This is a genomic window from Pseudomonas sp. H1_G08, from assembly GCF_054681355.1.
Window position 1 is genome coordinate 4073694 of record NZ_CP162822.1, and the last position, 15184, is coordinate 4088877.

The following is a 15184-nucleotide window of genomic DNA, read 5'->3' on the forward strand; positions in this document are numbered from 1 at the left end:
AGGAATAGGGATATTCCGGCCGTGAAAAAGGCGCCTGTTGCAGGGCGCCTTTTTCATTTGGTGCTGAGTCATGTGGGGCGTTGGAGGCCCGGGCCCCTCACCCCAGCCCTCTCCCGGGGGAGAGGGAGCCGATTTGTGTGTTGTTCAAAACCTGAGTTCGACTGGGTATCGCAAGTCGGCGTACTTCTCACAAACACCTCAGTCAGTTCCCTCTCCCCCTGGGAGAGGGCTAGGGTGAGGGGCTTCTCAGGAGCGCCCGAGCAAGCGCGCCAAGCCCACACTCATCGGCGTCTGCGGCGGCATTTCGAAGCGCTGCAGCAAGCGTCGGTTATCCGCTCGCGAATGGCGGATATCACCCGAACGCGCCGGCCCGTAACTCACGGGCGGCAGTTCACCGACCACTGATTTCAACGCTTCGAGCATCTGCTTCAGGCTCATCGCCTGATTCCAGCCAACATTGACCGCGCCCTCCTGCACTTCAGGCTTTTCCAGCGCCTGCACCAGCAAATCGACCAGATCACCGACATAAAGAAAATCGCGGGTCTGCTCGCCATCGCCAAACACGGTGATCGGCAAACCTTTCGACGCACGTTCGCTGAAGATGCTGATCACCCCGGAATACGGCGAGGACGGATCCTGGCGGGGGCCGAAGATGTTGAAGAAGCGGAAAATCGCCGGCTCCAGGCCATGCTGGCGACGGTAGAAATCGAAGTACTGCTCACCGGCCAGTTTGTCCGAGGCATAGGGTGTCAGCGGCGCCTTCGGCGTGTCTTCATTAATCGACTCGCCCTCGCCATTGTTGCCGTACACCGCCGCGCTGGAGGCATACACCACGCGCTTGACCCCGGCCAGACGCATGGCTTCGCAGACATTCAGGGTGCCGATGAAATTGCTCTGGTGGGTTTTCACCGGATCGTCCACCGAGGCTTGCACCGAGGCCACGGCCGCCAGATGCGCGACAGCGTTGCAACCTTGCATGGCGCGGGCGACCAGGGCGGCATCGGCGACATCGCCGACCACCAGTTCGACCTTGGGATTGTCCAGCGGCAGATTGCTGCGCTTGCCGGTCGACAGGTCGTCGAGCACGCGTACCGCATAGCCCTTGGCGAGCAAGGCATCGGTCAGGTGCGAGCCGATGAATCCGGCTCCGCCGGTGATTAAAACTGTTTCTTTAGCCATGTCGGTAGAACCTGTTCAGTAGACCCGGGAGTGCGGCACGCCAGGCACGCGGTTTGATCCCGAAAGTGTGGAGAATTTTCTTGCAGGCCAGCACTGCATGTTGCGGCTCTTCGGCGGCGTCCGGGCGCGCGGCGTGTGCCTGCGCAGTCGGTGCTTCGATCGCCAGCGGATGCAGGCTGCGTGCTTCGGTGAGAATCGCCTGGCCCAGCGCCAGCGGTGTGGTCGCTTCGTGGCCGGCGTAATGGTAAGTGCCCCACAGCGGCGCGGCGCAGTCGAGTTGCTTGAGCACGGAGATGATCACTCGCGCGGCGTCATCGACTGGAGTCGGATTGCCGCGCCGATCATCGGCCAGCAGCAACTCTTCGGGTTTTTCCGCGCGGGCGAGGAAGCGTCCGAGGGTGCCGTCCGGGCTGTCGTCGAGCAGCCAGCCGAAACGCAGCAGTACATGTTGCGGGCAGGTCGCGCGCACGCTTTGCTCGATGCGCCACAAGGCCTGACCGCGCAGGCCCAGCGGCACCGGCTCGTCTTTTTCGCTGTAGGCCGTGGCCCGCGAGCCGTCGAACACGCGATAGCTCGACGGCTGCACGAGGACAATGTTGTGGTGCTGGCACAGTTCGGCCAGACGCTCGATGGCGCGTTCCTGGCCGGTCATGCGGCTTTCGCTGACGCTCTCGGCCTGGAACCAGTCGAAATAGTAGGCGAGGTTGATCAACGCATCGGGACGGGTGTCGTCGAGCAGTTGGGTGAGGCTCGCGGCATCCCAGCCGTTTTCGGGCGGGCGGGGGGCGAGGAAACCGATGTCTTCTTCCGCACCGAGGCGAATCAGCGCCTGCCCAAGGGCATTTCCGCCGCCCAGTAACATAAGGCGCATTCGCATAGAGTCAGCAGGCCCAGTCTGATTGGAACGATGGCTTTAGCGACGGTTCTTGTGGAACCGTCGTCGATAATTGCCGGAATCGTTGCATTTTGCGGGTTTAGTGCGCAACCGTCATCCGTAAAGTGTAGATCCGCGAATTTGCGCCGTCCTGGCCGGCCCCTTCGCGAGCAGGCTCGCTCCCACAGGGGACCGCATTCCAGGGTGGGAGCGAGCCTGCTCGCGAAGGGCTCCGAACGGTACTTGCATCTTCCCGCCCCCGCCCGCATAACTCCAGTCATGAATCTGCCCCTCCCCGCCAACAGCGCGCTGGCCGGTTTTCACCCCGCCGTCAGCGCCTGGTTCAACAAGACTTTCCCGGCGGTCACCGCCGCTCAGGCCCGTGCGTGGCCGTTGATTCGCCAGCGCCGGTCGACGCTGATCGCCGCGCCCACTGGCTCGGGGAAAACCCTGACCGCGTTCCTCGCCGTGCTCGATGAGCTCGTCCACCGAGGGCTGGAGCATCCTGACGGTCTGCCCGCCGAAACCCTGGTGGTCTATGTCTCGCCGTTGAAGGCACTGTCCAACGACATCCAGATCAACCTGCAGAATCCGCTCGCCGGCATTACCGCGCAATTGCACGAGATGGGCCTGCCGGAGCTGACCATCACTACCGCCGTACGCACTGGCGACACGCCGCAAAAAGACCGCGCCGCCATGCGCAAGAGCGCGCCGCATATTCTGGTCACCACCCCGGAATCGCTGTACGTGCTGCTTGGCTCGGAATCCGGGCGCAAGATGCTCGGCACCACGCGCACGGTGATCATTGACGAAATCCACGCCATGGCCGCGGGCAAGCGCGGCAGTCATCTGTCCTTGAGCCTTGAACGGCTGCAAGCGTTGTGCGCCGAACCGCTGACCCGCATCGGCCTGTCCGCCACGCAGAAGCCGGTAGAAGCCGTGGCGCGGTTTCTGGTCGGTCACGATTGCCCCTGCGAAATCGTCGACATTGGCCACGCCCGCCCACGAGACCTGGGTATCGAAGTGCCGCCGGTGCCGTTGTCTGCAGTGATGGCCAACGATGTCTGGGAACTGGTGTACGAGCGCCTCGCCGAACTCGCCCGCGAGCATCGCACCACGCTGATTTTCGTCAACACCCGACGCCTTGCCGAACGCCTTAGCCGGCATCTGAGCGAGCGCCTCGGCAAGCAGGCCGTGGCGGCGCACCACGGCAGCCTGGCCAAAGAGTTTCGCCTCGATGCGGAACAGCGCCTCAAACGCGGCGAGCTGCAAGTGCTGATCGCCACTGCATCACTGGAGCTGGGCATCGATATCGGTGAAGTCGACCTGGTCTGCCAGATCAGTTCACCGCGTTCGATTGCTGCGTTTCTGCAACGAGTCGGTCGCTCCGGACACCAGGTCGGCGGCACGCCCAAGGGCCGTTTGTTCGCCACCACCCGCGACGACCTGATCGAGTGCGCCGCCCTGCTCGACTGCGTGCGCCGGGGCGAGCTCGATACGCTGCACATTCCGGAAAAACCGCTGGATGTGCTGGCGCAGCAGATCATTGCCGAGGTCAGTTGCCAGGAATGGTCGGAGGACGCGTTGCTTGCGATGTTCCGCCGAGCCTGGCCCTATCGCGATCTCGACGAAAAACACTATCAGGCCCTGCTGAGCATGCTCGCCGAGGGCTACAACGGTCGCCAGGGCATCCGCAGCGCCTACCTGCACCGCGACGCCGTCAGTCGCACCTTGCGTGGCCGGCGGGGCGCGCAACTGACCGCCGTGACCAGTGGCGGCACCATCCCGGACAACGCCGACTACAGCGTATTGCTAGAACCCCAGGGCTTGAACATCGGCAGCGTCAACGAAGATTTCGCCGTGGAAAGTATCGCCGGCGACGTGTTCCAGCTCGGCAATACCTCGTACCGCATCCTGCGGGTAGAAAGCGGCAAGGTGCGGGTCGAGGATGCGCAGGGCATGCCGCCGACCATTCCGTTCTGGCTCGGCGAAGCGCCGGGGCGCAGTGATGAACTGTCGGCGGCCGTCGCGCGCCTGCAAGCGCAGTTGGACGAATTGCTCAGCGCCAGCCCCGGGATTCTGCAACCGGCGCTCGATTGGCTGACCGCCACACTCGGCCTCAACCTCGCCAGCGCCGAGCAACTGGTCGAATATCTGGCGCGCGCACGGCAAACCCTCGGCGCCCTGCCCTCGCAGGACACGCTGTTGATGGAACGGTTTTTCGACGAGTCCGGCGGCACCCAACTGATCATTCACACGCCGTTCGGCAGCCGCATCAACCGCGCCTGGGGCCTGGCCCTGCGCAAGCGTTTCTGCCGCACCTTCAACTTCGAGTTGCAGGCCGCCGCCAGCGAAGACGCGATCGTGCTGTCGCTGTCCACCAGTCACAGCTTCGAGCTCGACGAAGTCTGGCGTTACCTGCACAGCAACAGCGCCGAACACACCCTTATTCAAGCCGTGCTCGATGCGCCCTTGTTTGGCGTGCGCTGGCGCTGGAATGCCGGGGTGGCGCTGGCGTTGCCGCGCTTCACCGGCGGGCGCAAAGTCGCTCCGCAACTGCAACGGATGAAAAGCGAAGACCTGATCGCCAGTGTGTTTCCCGACCAGATCGCCTGCCTGGAAAACCTCGCCGGCGAGCGTGAAGTCCCCGAACATCCGCTGGTGGAACAGACCCTCGACGATTGCCTGCACGAAGCGATGGACAGCGAAGGCTGGCTGACCCTGCTGCGGCGCATGGAGCGTGGCGAGGTGCGCCTGATCGCCCGGGATTTACCTGCGCCGTCGCCGCTGGCGGCAGAAATTCTCAGCGCCCGACCCTACACGTTTCTCGACGACGCGCCGCTGGAGGAACGCCGCACGCAAGCGGTGATTAATCGACGCTGGAGCGATCCGCAATCGACCGATGATCTCGGCGCGCTCGATGCCGATGCGATCACCGCAGTGCGCGAAGAAGCCTGGCCGTCGCCCAATTCCATGGATGAAATGCACGAAGCGCTGATGAGCCTTGCCTGCATCAGTGACGCCGAAGCGCGCGCCAACGCGGGTTGGCCGGACTGGCTGCAAACGCTGATGGCCAGCGGCCGCGCCTGCCGGTTGCAGATCGACGCCGAGCATCAGTTGTGGCTGGCTCGCGAACGCTTGAGTTGCCTGCAGGCACTTTATCCACAAGCCACGCTGCTGACTGAAGCAGTCGCGCTGCCCGGGTTCGACGAAGCATGGACATTCGATGAGGCGCTGGTCGAAGTGATCCGCGCCCGCCTCGGTGCCTTTGGGCCGATCCCGTTGCCGGCCATCGCCGAGCCGCTGGCCCTGCCCGCCGCGCAAGTGAGTCAGGCCCTCGCCCGACTGGAGCGTGAAGGCTACGTCTTGCGCGGCCAGTTCACGCCGAACAGCGCGATTGAAGAATGGTGCGAACGCCATCTGCTGGCGCGCATCCATCGCTACACGGTCAAGCGCCTGCGCCGGGAAATCGAACCGGTGGCATTGCAGGACTTCATGCGTTTTCTGTTCGACTGGCAGCATCTGACGCCGGCCACCCAAGGTCAGGGCAGTGCGGTGCTGCCGGCGATTGTCGGCCAGTTCGAAGGCTACCCGGCGGCAGCTTCGGCGTGGGACAGCGACATCCTGCCGGCACGCCTCAAGGACTATTCGCCGAGCTGGCTGGATGAGCTGTGCCGCAACGGCAAACTGGTGTGGACGCGCATCAGCGCGCGGCAGAAAGTCAGCGGCTCGGCATTGCGCAGTACACCGATTGTGCTGCTGCCGCGTAGCCAGGTGGGTTTGTGGAGTGCGTTGGCTGAACAGACGCCAGTGAGTGAGTTATCGCCGAAAACACAGAAAGTCTTCGAGGCGCTGAGTCTGCATGGCGCGCTGTTTTTCGATGAGTTGATTCATGAAGCGCGCCTGTTGCGCAGCGAACTGGAAATCGCCTTGCAGGAACTGGTTGCCGCAGGTTTGGTGAACGCCGACAGCTTCGCCGGCCTGCGCGCGCTGATCACGCCGGCAAGCAAGCGCCAGCAGCGCAGTAGCCGACGCGGGCGCGGCGCGTTTATCGGCGGCATGGACGATGCCGGGCGCTGGGCATTGCTGCGCCGGGGTTCGTCAGCCGATGCCGCCGAGACGCTCGAACATGTCGCCATGACCCTGCTGCGCCGCTACGGCGTGGTGTTCTGGCGCTTGCTCGAACGCGAAGCGGACTGGCTGCCGAGTTGGCGGGAATTGCTGCGCACCTTTCATCGTCTGGAGGCGCGGGGCGAGATTCGTGGCGGGCGGTTTGTCAGTGGTCTGGCTGGCGAGCAGTTTGCCTTGCCCGAAGCCATTCCCTTGCTGCGCGAAGTACGCCGCCGCCCGCAGGACGGCAGCCTGGTGGCGGTGTGCGGAGTTGATCCATTGAATCTGGCCGGAACCTTGTTGCCGGGGGCGAAGGTGCCGGCGCTGGTGAGCAATCGGCTGGTTTATCGCGATGGAGTGTCCGTGGCCGCGGTGATTGCCGGCAAGCAGCAGGTTTGGGTAGAGCTGGATCCGATAGCCATGGGACAACTGCATGCCAAGCTGATCCGGCATTGAGAGTGTTCGCACCGGCGTCTTCGCGAGCAGGCTCGCTCCCACAGTCCAATCCCATTGCCCCTGTGGGAGCGAGCCTGCTCGCGAAAGCGCCGGCCCTGTCTCTACACAAACAGGCGTCAGGTCCGCGACTCCTGCGGTACCTCATCCGCAACCACCGCCCCCTCCTCCTGCCGCTTCGGCAACAGCACCTGCTGTGGATAAGTCTGCGCAAAATGCACATTCGGCGTGTTATCCACAAGCTTCTTCAAACGTTGGTTGAACGCCCGGCTCACCGCATATTGGCCACCTGACACCGTGCGGAATTGCGCCGTCAGCACCACGCCGTTGAGGTCCATCTTGTCCACGCCAAACACATCCAGCGGCCCTTGCAGGTTGTACTTGAGGAACGGGTCTTCGCGGATCGAATCGCCGGCCTCGCGGATCAGCTCGATGGCCTTGTCGACGTCGGTGTCGTAGGTGAACTGCACCGAGAAAAATGCGAAGGCGAACTGGCGGGATTGGTTGGTCACAGCCTTGATCTGGCCGAACGGCACCGAGTGCACAAAACCCTTGCCGTCGCGCAGGCGCAAGGTGCGAATGGTCAAACCTTCCACCGTGCCAGCGTGGCCGGAATCGAGCACCACCCAGTCGCCGATCGACAGGGTGTCTTCGATGATGATGAACAGCCCGGTGATGACGTCCTGCACCAATTGCTGCGAACCGAAACCGATCGCCAGGCCGACCACGCCGGCACCGGCCAATAGCGGCGCGACATTGATGCCGAGGTTGGCCATGGTGGTAATCGCGCAGATCACCACGAGGATGATTTTGATCGCGTTGCGCAGCAGCGGCAGGATGGTTTTCACCCGCGTGCTCGGCTGGCGTGCCGCGCGTTTGCTCAGCGGCGGTTTCAGCGCTTCCTGAATCGCCGTGTCGAGCACCACCCACAGCAGCCACGTCACCAGGAAGATCAGGCCGATGCTGCTCAAGGCGTTGCTGATCGCTCGACCGACGGTGCTGCTCTGGGCGAAATCGAGCAACGACACGCCCCAGATCCGCCCGAGAATATCGATGAACACAATCGCCATGACGATGCGCAGCAACGCATGCAACAGGCTGAGAAAACGTTCCTTGTAGGCACTGCTGCGCTGGATCGCCTCAGCCTTGCGTGATTTGAACAAATGCTGCAACACGGTGCTGAGAAACACTGTGGCGATCAGCAGCACGGTGGTGAACAAGGCACAGCGCAGGGCTTTCTGATTGTCCTCGCCGATGCCGATCAGGCTCACTGCCGAGACCAGCACCATCAGCACGATCGGCCAATACCACAGCCCGGAAAATATCCGCAGCGACTCCTGCAGCGACGGTTGTTTCAAACGCTGACTGAGCGGGCGATTGCGGATCAGATGCGCCACGGGCCGGCGCAGGCGAATCACCAGCAAACCGAAAATCACCGAGGCGATCAGCCCGGTGAACACGGCGATGCTGCTGGTGATATTGCCGCCCAATTGTCGGGCGATCTGCGGGCTGGTCAGGGCATCGCTGAGAGCGGCGAGAAAGCCGATCAGGAACAGCGGTCGCGGGCAGTATTCACGGATGATTCGCGCGGCGGCGCGCTTGTGCCCGACGTTGAACATCACCACCACGCACAACAACATCGACGTGGAGAAAATGCCACTGCTGGTGGCGTAGGCCAGACACAGCGCCAGCGCACGGCCCACCGAAGCTTGCAGAAAATGGCTGACATACAGCGTCAGCGGCAGGCAGATCAGCGCCGGCACGGTGAAAGGCAGCACGTAGCCGAGCAGATCCTGACTGCGCTGGCGGGTGCGCAACCAGCGGCCCTCACGCAGACGCTTTGCCAGCAGACTGCCGAGCACGGTGAGCAGGGCGAAACTGCCCAGCCACACTCCCGACAACGTGAGGAAATCCCCTGCCACGCTCCAGCCCGAGCGATTCGACGGTTGCTTGACCAGCCGATCGACCTCATCCGCCGCGCGGTCAGCACGCAGCCGCCAGGCATCGACCAGGTGTTCGTTGAGATCGAGTTTTTCCTGCACATCGTCGATGCTCGTACTGATCGCCCCGAGCAGACCGCCCTGCACCAACGGTTCCGGTTCGGCGGGTTTCTCTGCCGTGTCGGCGGCAGCCGGAACGCCCGGTAGCGCGACGGCTTGCGATGTGTTGACGCCCAAGCACAGCAGCGCTCCCAGCAGAATGGCGATCCTGAAATTGCGCAAAGCTCCGATCTCCCGTGGCTGACCCTGGTAAGGAACTGATCGGTAATTGCGCGGCAAGTTCAAGAGCCCCCTCACCCCAGCCCTCTCCCCCAGGAGAGGGAGCCGACCGAGTTGCAGACCAAAATCATCAACTGCACGTCTTGAGTCGAACTCAAGTCCTGAAGACCATGAAGATCTGCTCCCTTCACAGTCGTACGCGATTTCAGGAGGCATGAAGATCTGCTCCCTTCCCCCTCGCCCCCTTGGGGGAGAGGGTTGGGGTGAGGGGGTAAGCTCTTGATCTTCGCTTCACCCGCGACCGTCCGTAACGCCACCGAAACTTTCCCGCCCCCGCCGCAGTCATCACAGAACATCGGCAACACGAGGACTTTCTACGGGAGGATGGGATGGCGACGATTCACATCGGTATTTCAGGCTGGCGCTACGCCCCGTGGCGCGGGGATTTCTACCCGAAGGGACTGGCGCAGAAGCGCGAATTGCAGTTCGCCTCCCGCGCGGTCAACAGCATCGAAATCAATGGATCGTTCTACGCCCTGCAACGCCCCGAACGTTACGCCCAGTGGTACGCCGAAACGCCCGATGACTTCGTGTTCAGCGTCAAGGCGCCGCGCTTCATCACCCACGTGCGCCGCTTGCGCGAAATCGAAAAGCCGCTGGCGAATTTCTTTGCCTCGGGCGTGCTGGAGCTGAAGGAAAAACTCGGGCCGATCCTCTGGCAGTTTCCGCCGAATTTCAAATTCGACGCCGAGCGCTTCGATCACTTTCTCGCGCAACTGCCCCACGATACCCAAGCCGCAGCCGCCCTCGCCCGCCAGCACGACTCGCATCTGCCCGGCCACGCCAGCGTCAAAGCCTGGCGCAAGAAACCGCTGCGCCATGCGGTGGAAATCCGTCATGAAAGTTTCATCGATCCGGAATTCGTGCGCCTGCTCAAACGCCACAACACCGCGCTGGTCATTGCCGACACCGCCGGCAAATGGCCGTACCGCGAAGACCTCACCAGCGACTTCGTCTATCTGCGCCTGCACGGCGCCGAAGAGCTCTACGCCAGCGGTTATTCCGAACAAGCGCTCAAGCGCTGGGCCGAGCGCATCGACGCCTGGCATCACGGTAAACAGCCAGAGGACGCCCACCTGATAGCGCCACGCCTGAAACCCCGCGCGCGCAAATCCCGCGAAGTGTTCTGCTACTTCGACAACGACATCAAAGTCCGCGCGCCCTACGACGCACGCAACTTGTTGCAGCGCTTGGACCTCGACAAAGACCTCGCCACGACTCCCGGGCAAGTTGCCGCAGAAGGAGTTCTGTCATGAGCATTCCCGAACCGGTCGGTTTTACCGACGAAGGCTCTGTGGTTGCGCCCTCGGTGCGCACCTTCACCGTACTGACTGTCAACACCCACAAGGGCTTCACCGCGCTGAACCGGCGTTTCATTCTGCCGGAGCTGCGTGAAGCAGTGCGCAGCGTCGCCGCCGACGTGGTGTTTCTGCAGGAAGTCCACGGCACGCACGAGCAGCATCCGAAACGCTACGACAACTGGCCGACGATGCCGCAATACGAATTCCTCGCCGACAGCCTCTGGCCGCAATTCGCCTACGGGCGCAATGCCGTGTACCCGGCGGGCGATCACGGCAATGCGCTGTTGTCGAAATTCCAGATCATCCGCCACGACAACCTCGACGTGTCGATCAGCGGCCATGAAAACCGTGGTCTGCTGCATTGCGTGCTGCGCCTGCCTGGCGACGGCACCGAAGTGCACGCGATCTGCGTGCATCTGGGCCTGCGCGAGAGCCACCGCAACGCGCAACTGGATCTGCTGATGCAACGCCTCGCCGAATTGCCCGCCGACGCCCCGGTGATTGTCGCTGGCGATTTCAACGACTGGCGCCAGCGCGCCGATGCGCAGCTCAAGCCCTGTGGCCTGCGCGAAGTGTTCGCCGAGCAGTACGGCAAGCCGGCGCGCAGCTTTCCCGCGCGGCTGCCAGCGCTACGACTCGACCGCATCTACGTACGCAACCTCAAGGCCAGCCGCCCAAAAGTATTGACGAACCGGCCCTGGTCCCACCTTTCCGACCACGCACCGTTATCGGTGGAGATTGAACTATGAACAGTGCGCCACTGGAAAAATCTGCCGTCGACCCGGTCCCGCTAAACCCGCCGGTGCGCGAGCCCGGCCACGTTGACGTCGAGTATCAATGGCATAGCAATAACCGCGTAGAGCTGCTGGAGAACGGCGAGGAATATTTCCCCCGGGTATTCGAAGCGATGCGCGCAGCCAAGAGCGAGATCCTGCTGGAGACCTTCATCGTCTTCGAAGACAAGGTCGGCGCCGAGTTGCAGCAAATCCTCATCGAAGCCGCCCAGCGCGGCGTGCGCACCACGGTCAGCCTCGACGGCTTCGGCTGTGGCGAGCTGAGCACCGGCTATCTGTCGGCCTTGAGCGATGCCGGCGTGCATCTGCAAATCTTCGATCCGGCGCCGAAGCATTTGGGCATCCGCACCAACTGGTTCCGCCGCTTGCACCGCAAGATCGTGGTGGTCGACGGCTTGATCGCGTTCATTGGCGGGATCAATTTTTCCGGCGATCACCTGGCCGATTTCGGCCCTGAAGCCAAGCAGGATTATTCGGTGGAGATCCAGGGCCCGGTGGTCGCCGATATCCATCACTTCGCCCTGCTGCAAAGCGGTCGTCCCGGACGCGCGCGGTTCTGGTGGCAGCGCCGGCGCCAGCGCCTGGAGGAAATGGCCTTCACCGACCACGACGGCCAGGTACGCCTGGTGTTCCGCGATAACGATCAACACAACACCGATATCGAAGACGTGTATTTGCAGGTGCTGCGCAAGGCCAAGCGCCGGGTAATCATCGCCAACGCCTACTTCTTTCCCGGCTACCGTTTGCTGCGCGAAATCCGCAACGCCGCCCGCCGTGGCGTCGAGGTGCGGCTGATCCTGCAAGGCCAGCCCGACATGCTCGTAGCCAAACTGGCGGCGCGCATGACCTACGATTATCTGCTGCGTGCCGGCGTGCAGATTCACGAATACTGCCAGCGCCCGCTGCACGGCAAGGTCGCGCTGGTCGACGATGACTGGAGCACCGTGGGCTCGAGCAATCTCGACCCGCTGAGCCTGTCGCTGAATCTGGAAGCCAACGTGCTGATCCGCGACCGCGCGTTCAATCAGCACCTGTACGAACGCCTCGAAGATCTCAGCCAGAACCACTGCAAAGCCATGGACGCCAAGCTGTTGCCGCGCGGGCGTATCTGGCACATGACCGTGGGCTTTCTCGTGTTCCACTTCCTGCGGCACTTCCCGGCCATGGCCGGTTGGCTGCCGGCGCATAAACCGCGTCTGAAGCCTTTCCGAGGTGCGCGTCCATGAGTCATTCCGAAGTCCATTCCGATAGCCATTCGACACAAGCGGCGCCGTCGAAATGGAGCCGCTGGAAACGTCCGCTGACCATCCTGTTTTTCCTCGCGCTCATCGTCCTGTTGACGATGTTCGCTACGCGCATCGAATGGGCCGAGGTGCTGGAGACTCTCGCCGATTTCAAGGTGCGCACACTGATCATCGCCGCCAGCCTGACCCTGCTGAGTTTTCTGGTGTACGCCAGTTTCGACCTGATTGGCCGCACCTACATTCGTCAGGACCTGACCTGGAAGCAGATCCTGCCGGTGGGCATCATCAGTTACGCCTTCAACCTCAATCTCAGCGCCTGGGTCGGCGGCATCGCCATGCGCTATCGCCTGTATTCGCGGCTGGGGGTGAGCAAAGGCAACATCGCCAAGATTCTCGGCCTGAGCCTGGCGACCAACTGGTTCGGCTACATGACCATCGCTGGCGTAGTGTTCAGCAGCGGTCTGGTGACGATGCCGCCGGGCTGGAAACTCAGCAGTTCGGCCTTGCAACTGGTTGGTGTGTTACTGCTGCTGGTCAGCGCCGGCTATCTGGCGGCGTGTCAGTTTTCCAAGCGCCGCGAGTGGTCGATTCGCGGCGTGGAAATCAACCTGCCGTCGCTGCGCATGGCGGTGCTGCAATTGTTGCTGGGGGCGTTGAACTGGTCGCTGATGGCGGCGGTGATCTTCACTCTGCTGCCGAGCAAACTGGATTATCCGCTGGTGCTTGGCGTGCTGTTGATCAGCGCGATTGCCGGGGTCATCACGCATATTCCGGCGGGACTGGGTGTGCTTGAGGCGGTGTTCGTGGCGTTGCTGCAGCACGAGGCGTCGCGCGGCAGTCTGGTCGCGGGATTGCTGGCATATCGGGCGATTTATTTTCTGCTGCCGCTGTTGATCACGGTGGTGATGTATCTGGTGGTCGAGGCCAAGGCCAAGGCGCTGCGGATCGAGAAGAAACCCACACATTAGAATCAAGATCAAAAGATCGCAGCCTTCGGCAGCTCCTACATTTGAAATGCGTTCAACCTGTGGGAGCGAGCCTGCTCGCGAAGGGGCCGGTACATGCGAAACATCATCTGGATTGGATAATGCTCAACCGCTCCCCCACCACCATCTCGGTAATCCAGTCCACCAGGATCGAGGTGTAGGCCTGCTGCGAAACCGGATCACTCAATGCATGATCGGCGCCATCAATAATCCGATGGGTCAATGAGTGAGTCTGCTGACAGGCGGCGCGGTAACTCATGATCGTCGCGTGGGGCACGAAGTCGTCGGTTTCCGATTCCACCAACAGCACGTCGCCCGTGAATTGCGAACAGGCATGCAGGGCGCGATTGCTGTCGGCGCGCACCAGCGTGCCGCGATAATCGCGCAGGTCGGCCTTGTCCAGATCGCGTTTGGGCGTGTGCCATTGCTCGTCGCGGTACAGCGCCGGCACGCGCAGCGCCAGCCAGCGCACCGGGCGCAATGACGTCAGGATCGAGGCCAGATAACCGCCATAACTGGTGCCGACCACGGCGATTGCCGAGGTATCCAGCGCCGGGTGCGCCAGCAGACGATCGTAGGCCGCCAGCAAATCACGCAGATTGTCTTCACGGGTCACCCGGGTCAGCGGGATTCCGGTGCCGCCGGTATGCCCGCGCAGGTCGAAGGTCAGGCAAACGCAACCCAGGCCGGCGATGCCTTTGGCCCGCTCCAGATCACGCTCCTGACTGCCGCCCCAACCGTGAACAAACAATACCCCCGGGACTTTCGATTTGGGACTGAGAAAAGTCCCGCTCATCTGTTCGTCATCAATGTCGATTTGAATGCTTTCGCTTCTAGCCGTCATAGGATTGGACCGTCACATATTTGAGAAGAAACGCGCTGTTTTCCGCCGGGCCGCGATAGACCTCAATGGCGTCCGCCGGCAGCGCCTGATCGGTATAGGTTTCCACCGACGACACGCGAATCGCGCGCATCAGTGGATCGTTGACGAAGCTCTGCAACGCGGCCACTTCAGCGCTGCTGGCACCGCCCATGCGCCAGGATTGTTCGAGCACGCCGCTGCGCGGGTTGCCGCTGGCGTCGAGGCCTTGGGCGATATCGTAATTGCGCCGCGAGGCGAAGAAGTGCGGGTAGGCTTCGTTGGCGGCGCTGTCGAAGACCTGTGCCTGTTCGATGGCCAGACGCACATCATCAGGCAGATCCAGCGCGAGCAACTCGTCATAGCCGCCCTGCACCACCAGCAGATTCGAACCGCCGTAGACCTCGTCGCCCTGACCGTCCTCAGTCAAGTATTGATCACCGCAGTAGCTCAACACTTTGCCGCCGATGAACGACTGGCCGACGCTGTGGGTGACGACGTTGCTCAAGTCCTGCTCCAGCACTACGCCGTCCTTGAACAGATTTTGCGCCTCGGGCCGCGCGAGGATTTCATCGAACGCGTCGAGGCTTTTGATCACTTCCTGGCCGCGACCGGCGCAAGCGTGAATCGGCTTCAAGCGAATCGGCCCGGCGTACAACAGATGCTCGGCGGCGGGCCGCGCATCTTCCAGGGCGAATACGCTGAGACCGTCGAGCACAACGTTGCGCACCCGCTCCGAAAACAGCGGCGACCAGCCTTGCGGCGCGTGCGCCAGATGGCTGCGCAAGCCGTGGCTGATGGCTTTGGTGCAGATGAAATCGTATTCGACGTAACCGCCCCACAAGTCATCGGGGCCTTTGATGCCCAGCGCTTGAGCGTGGGCGGCGCCAACGATGGTTTGCGTTGGCAGCAGATACAGCTCGCGGCCCTGATGTTTGGCCGGATCGAAACTGCCGCCGAATTTGCAGCCGAGAATCTGCGCCAGCCAACGCGCCAGTGCCTTGTTGGTCTCGACTTCATGTTGCGGCGCCTCGGCACGCACCGAATGGGCCACGACGATTTTGTTGCTGGGTGTCGGGGTCATGCGTTCCCCTTTTATCAGTCG

The 15184-nt window shown here is 62.5% G+C and carries 10 protein-coding genes; 5 read left to right on the forward strand and 5 right to left on the reverse strand.

Annotated features, from left to right (window positions below):
- Window positions 1-246 precede the first annotated feature (246 nt).
- Both AB4N85_RS18505 and AB4N85_RS18510 read right to left on the reverse strand, forming a co-directional pair.
- Window positions 247-1179: an NAD-dependent epimerase/dehydratase family protein gene (locus AB4N85_RS18505; RefSeq protein ID WP_406227612.1), complete on the reverse strand. Its 933-nt coding sequence runs from the start codon at window positions 1177-1179 to the stop codon at window positions 247-249.
- A complete protein-coding gene (locus AB4N85_RS18510; protein WP_056790755.1) occupies window positions 1172-2056 on the reverse strand; it encodes a sugar nucleotide-binding protein in 885 nt (294 codons plus the stop codon). The genes AB4N85_RS18505 and AB4N85_RS18510 overlap by 8 nt, the downstream gene beginning before the upstream one ends.
- Window positions 2057-2332: 276 nt before the next feature.
- On the opposite strand from AB4N85_RS18510, the gene AB4N85_RS18515 reads away from it, so the two are divergent.
- Window positions 2333-6619 (forward strand): DEAD/DEAH box helicase, encoded by a 4287-nt coding sequence (locus AB4N85_RS18515; RefSeq protein WP_460065410.1) that lies wholly within the window; start codon window positions 2333-2335, stop codon window positions 6617-6619.
- A 116-nt stretch (window positions 6620-6735) separates the two neighbouring features.
- Here AB4N85_RS18515 and AB4N85_RS18520 read toward each other — a convergent pair whose 3' ends face one another.
- Window positions 6736-8838 carry a mechanosensitive ion channel domain-containing protein gene (locus tag AB4N85_RS18520; protein WP_460065413.1) on the reverse strand — a complete coding sequence of 701 codons (2103 nt, stop codon included), beginning with the start codon at window positions 8836-8838 and terminating at the stop codon, window positions 6736-6738.
- Window positions 8839-9224: 386 nt separating this feature from the next.
- Between AB4N85_RS18520 and AB4N85_RS18525 the strand changes: the two genes are divergently transcribed.
- From AB4N85_RS18525 to AB4N85_RS18540, 4 genes are read left to right on the forward strand one after another with little or no spacing between them, the layout of a single operon-like run.
- Window positions 9225-10151, forward strand: coding sequence for a DUF72 domain-containing protein (locus tag AB4N85_RS18525; RefSeq protein ID WP_056790764.1), 927 nt, complete (start codon window positions 9225-9227; stop codon window positions 10149-10151).
- Window positions 10148-10945 (forward strand): endonuclease/exonuclease/phosphatase family protein, encoded by a 798-nt coding sequence (locus AB4N85_RS18530; RefSeq protein WP_056790768.1) that lies wholly within the window; start codon window positions 10148-10150, stop codon window positions 10943-10945. The genes AB4N85_RS18525 and AB4N85_RS18530 overlap by 4 nt, the downstream gene beginning before the upstream one ends.
- Window positions 10942-12216, forward strand: a complete 1275-nt coding sequence (clsB, locus tag AB4N85_RS18535) for a cardiolipin synthase ClsB (RefSeq protein WP_016772961.1) — start codon at window positions 10942-10944, stop codon at window positions 12214-12216. The genes AB4N85_RS18530 and clsB overlap by 4 nt, the downstream gene beginning before the upstream one ends.
- Complete coding sequence (locus tag AB4N85_RS18540; RefSeq protein WP_041477676.1) at window positions 12213-13202, forward strand: lysylphosphatidylglycerol synthase domain-containing protein; 990 nt, start codon at window positions 12213-12215, stop codon at window positions 13200-13202. The genes clsB and AB4N85_RS18540 overlap by 4 nt, the downstream gene beginning before the upstream one ends.
- Window positions 13203-13305: 103 nt before the next feature.
- Here AB4N85_RS18540 and AB4N85_RS18545 read toward each other — a convergent pair whose 3' ends face one another.
- Together AB4N85_RS18545 and AB4N85_RS18550 are read right to left on the reverse strand one after the other, a co-directional pair.
- Complete coding sequence (locus AB4N85_RS18545) at window positions 13306-14064, reverse strand: alpha/beta hydrolase family protein (RefSeq protein WP_016772959.1); 759 nt, start codon at window positions 14062-14064, stop codon at window positions 13306-13308.
- Window positions 14054-15163, reverse strand: coding sequence for a DUF3182 family protein (locus AB4N85_RS18550; RefSeq protein WP_460065418.1), 1110 nt, complete (start codon window positions 15161-15163; stop codon window positions 14054-14056). The genes AB4N85_RS18545 and AB4N85_RS18550 overlap by 11 nt, the downstream gene beginning before the upstream one ends.
- Between the last annotated feature and the right edge of the window lie 21 nt (window positions 15164-15184).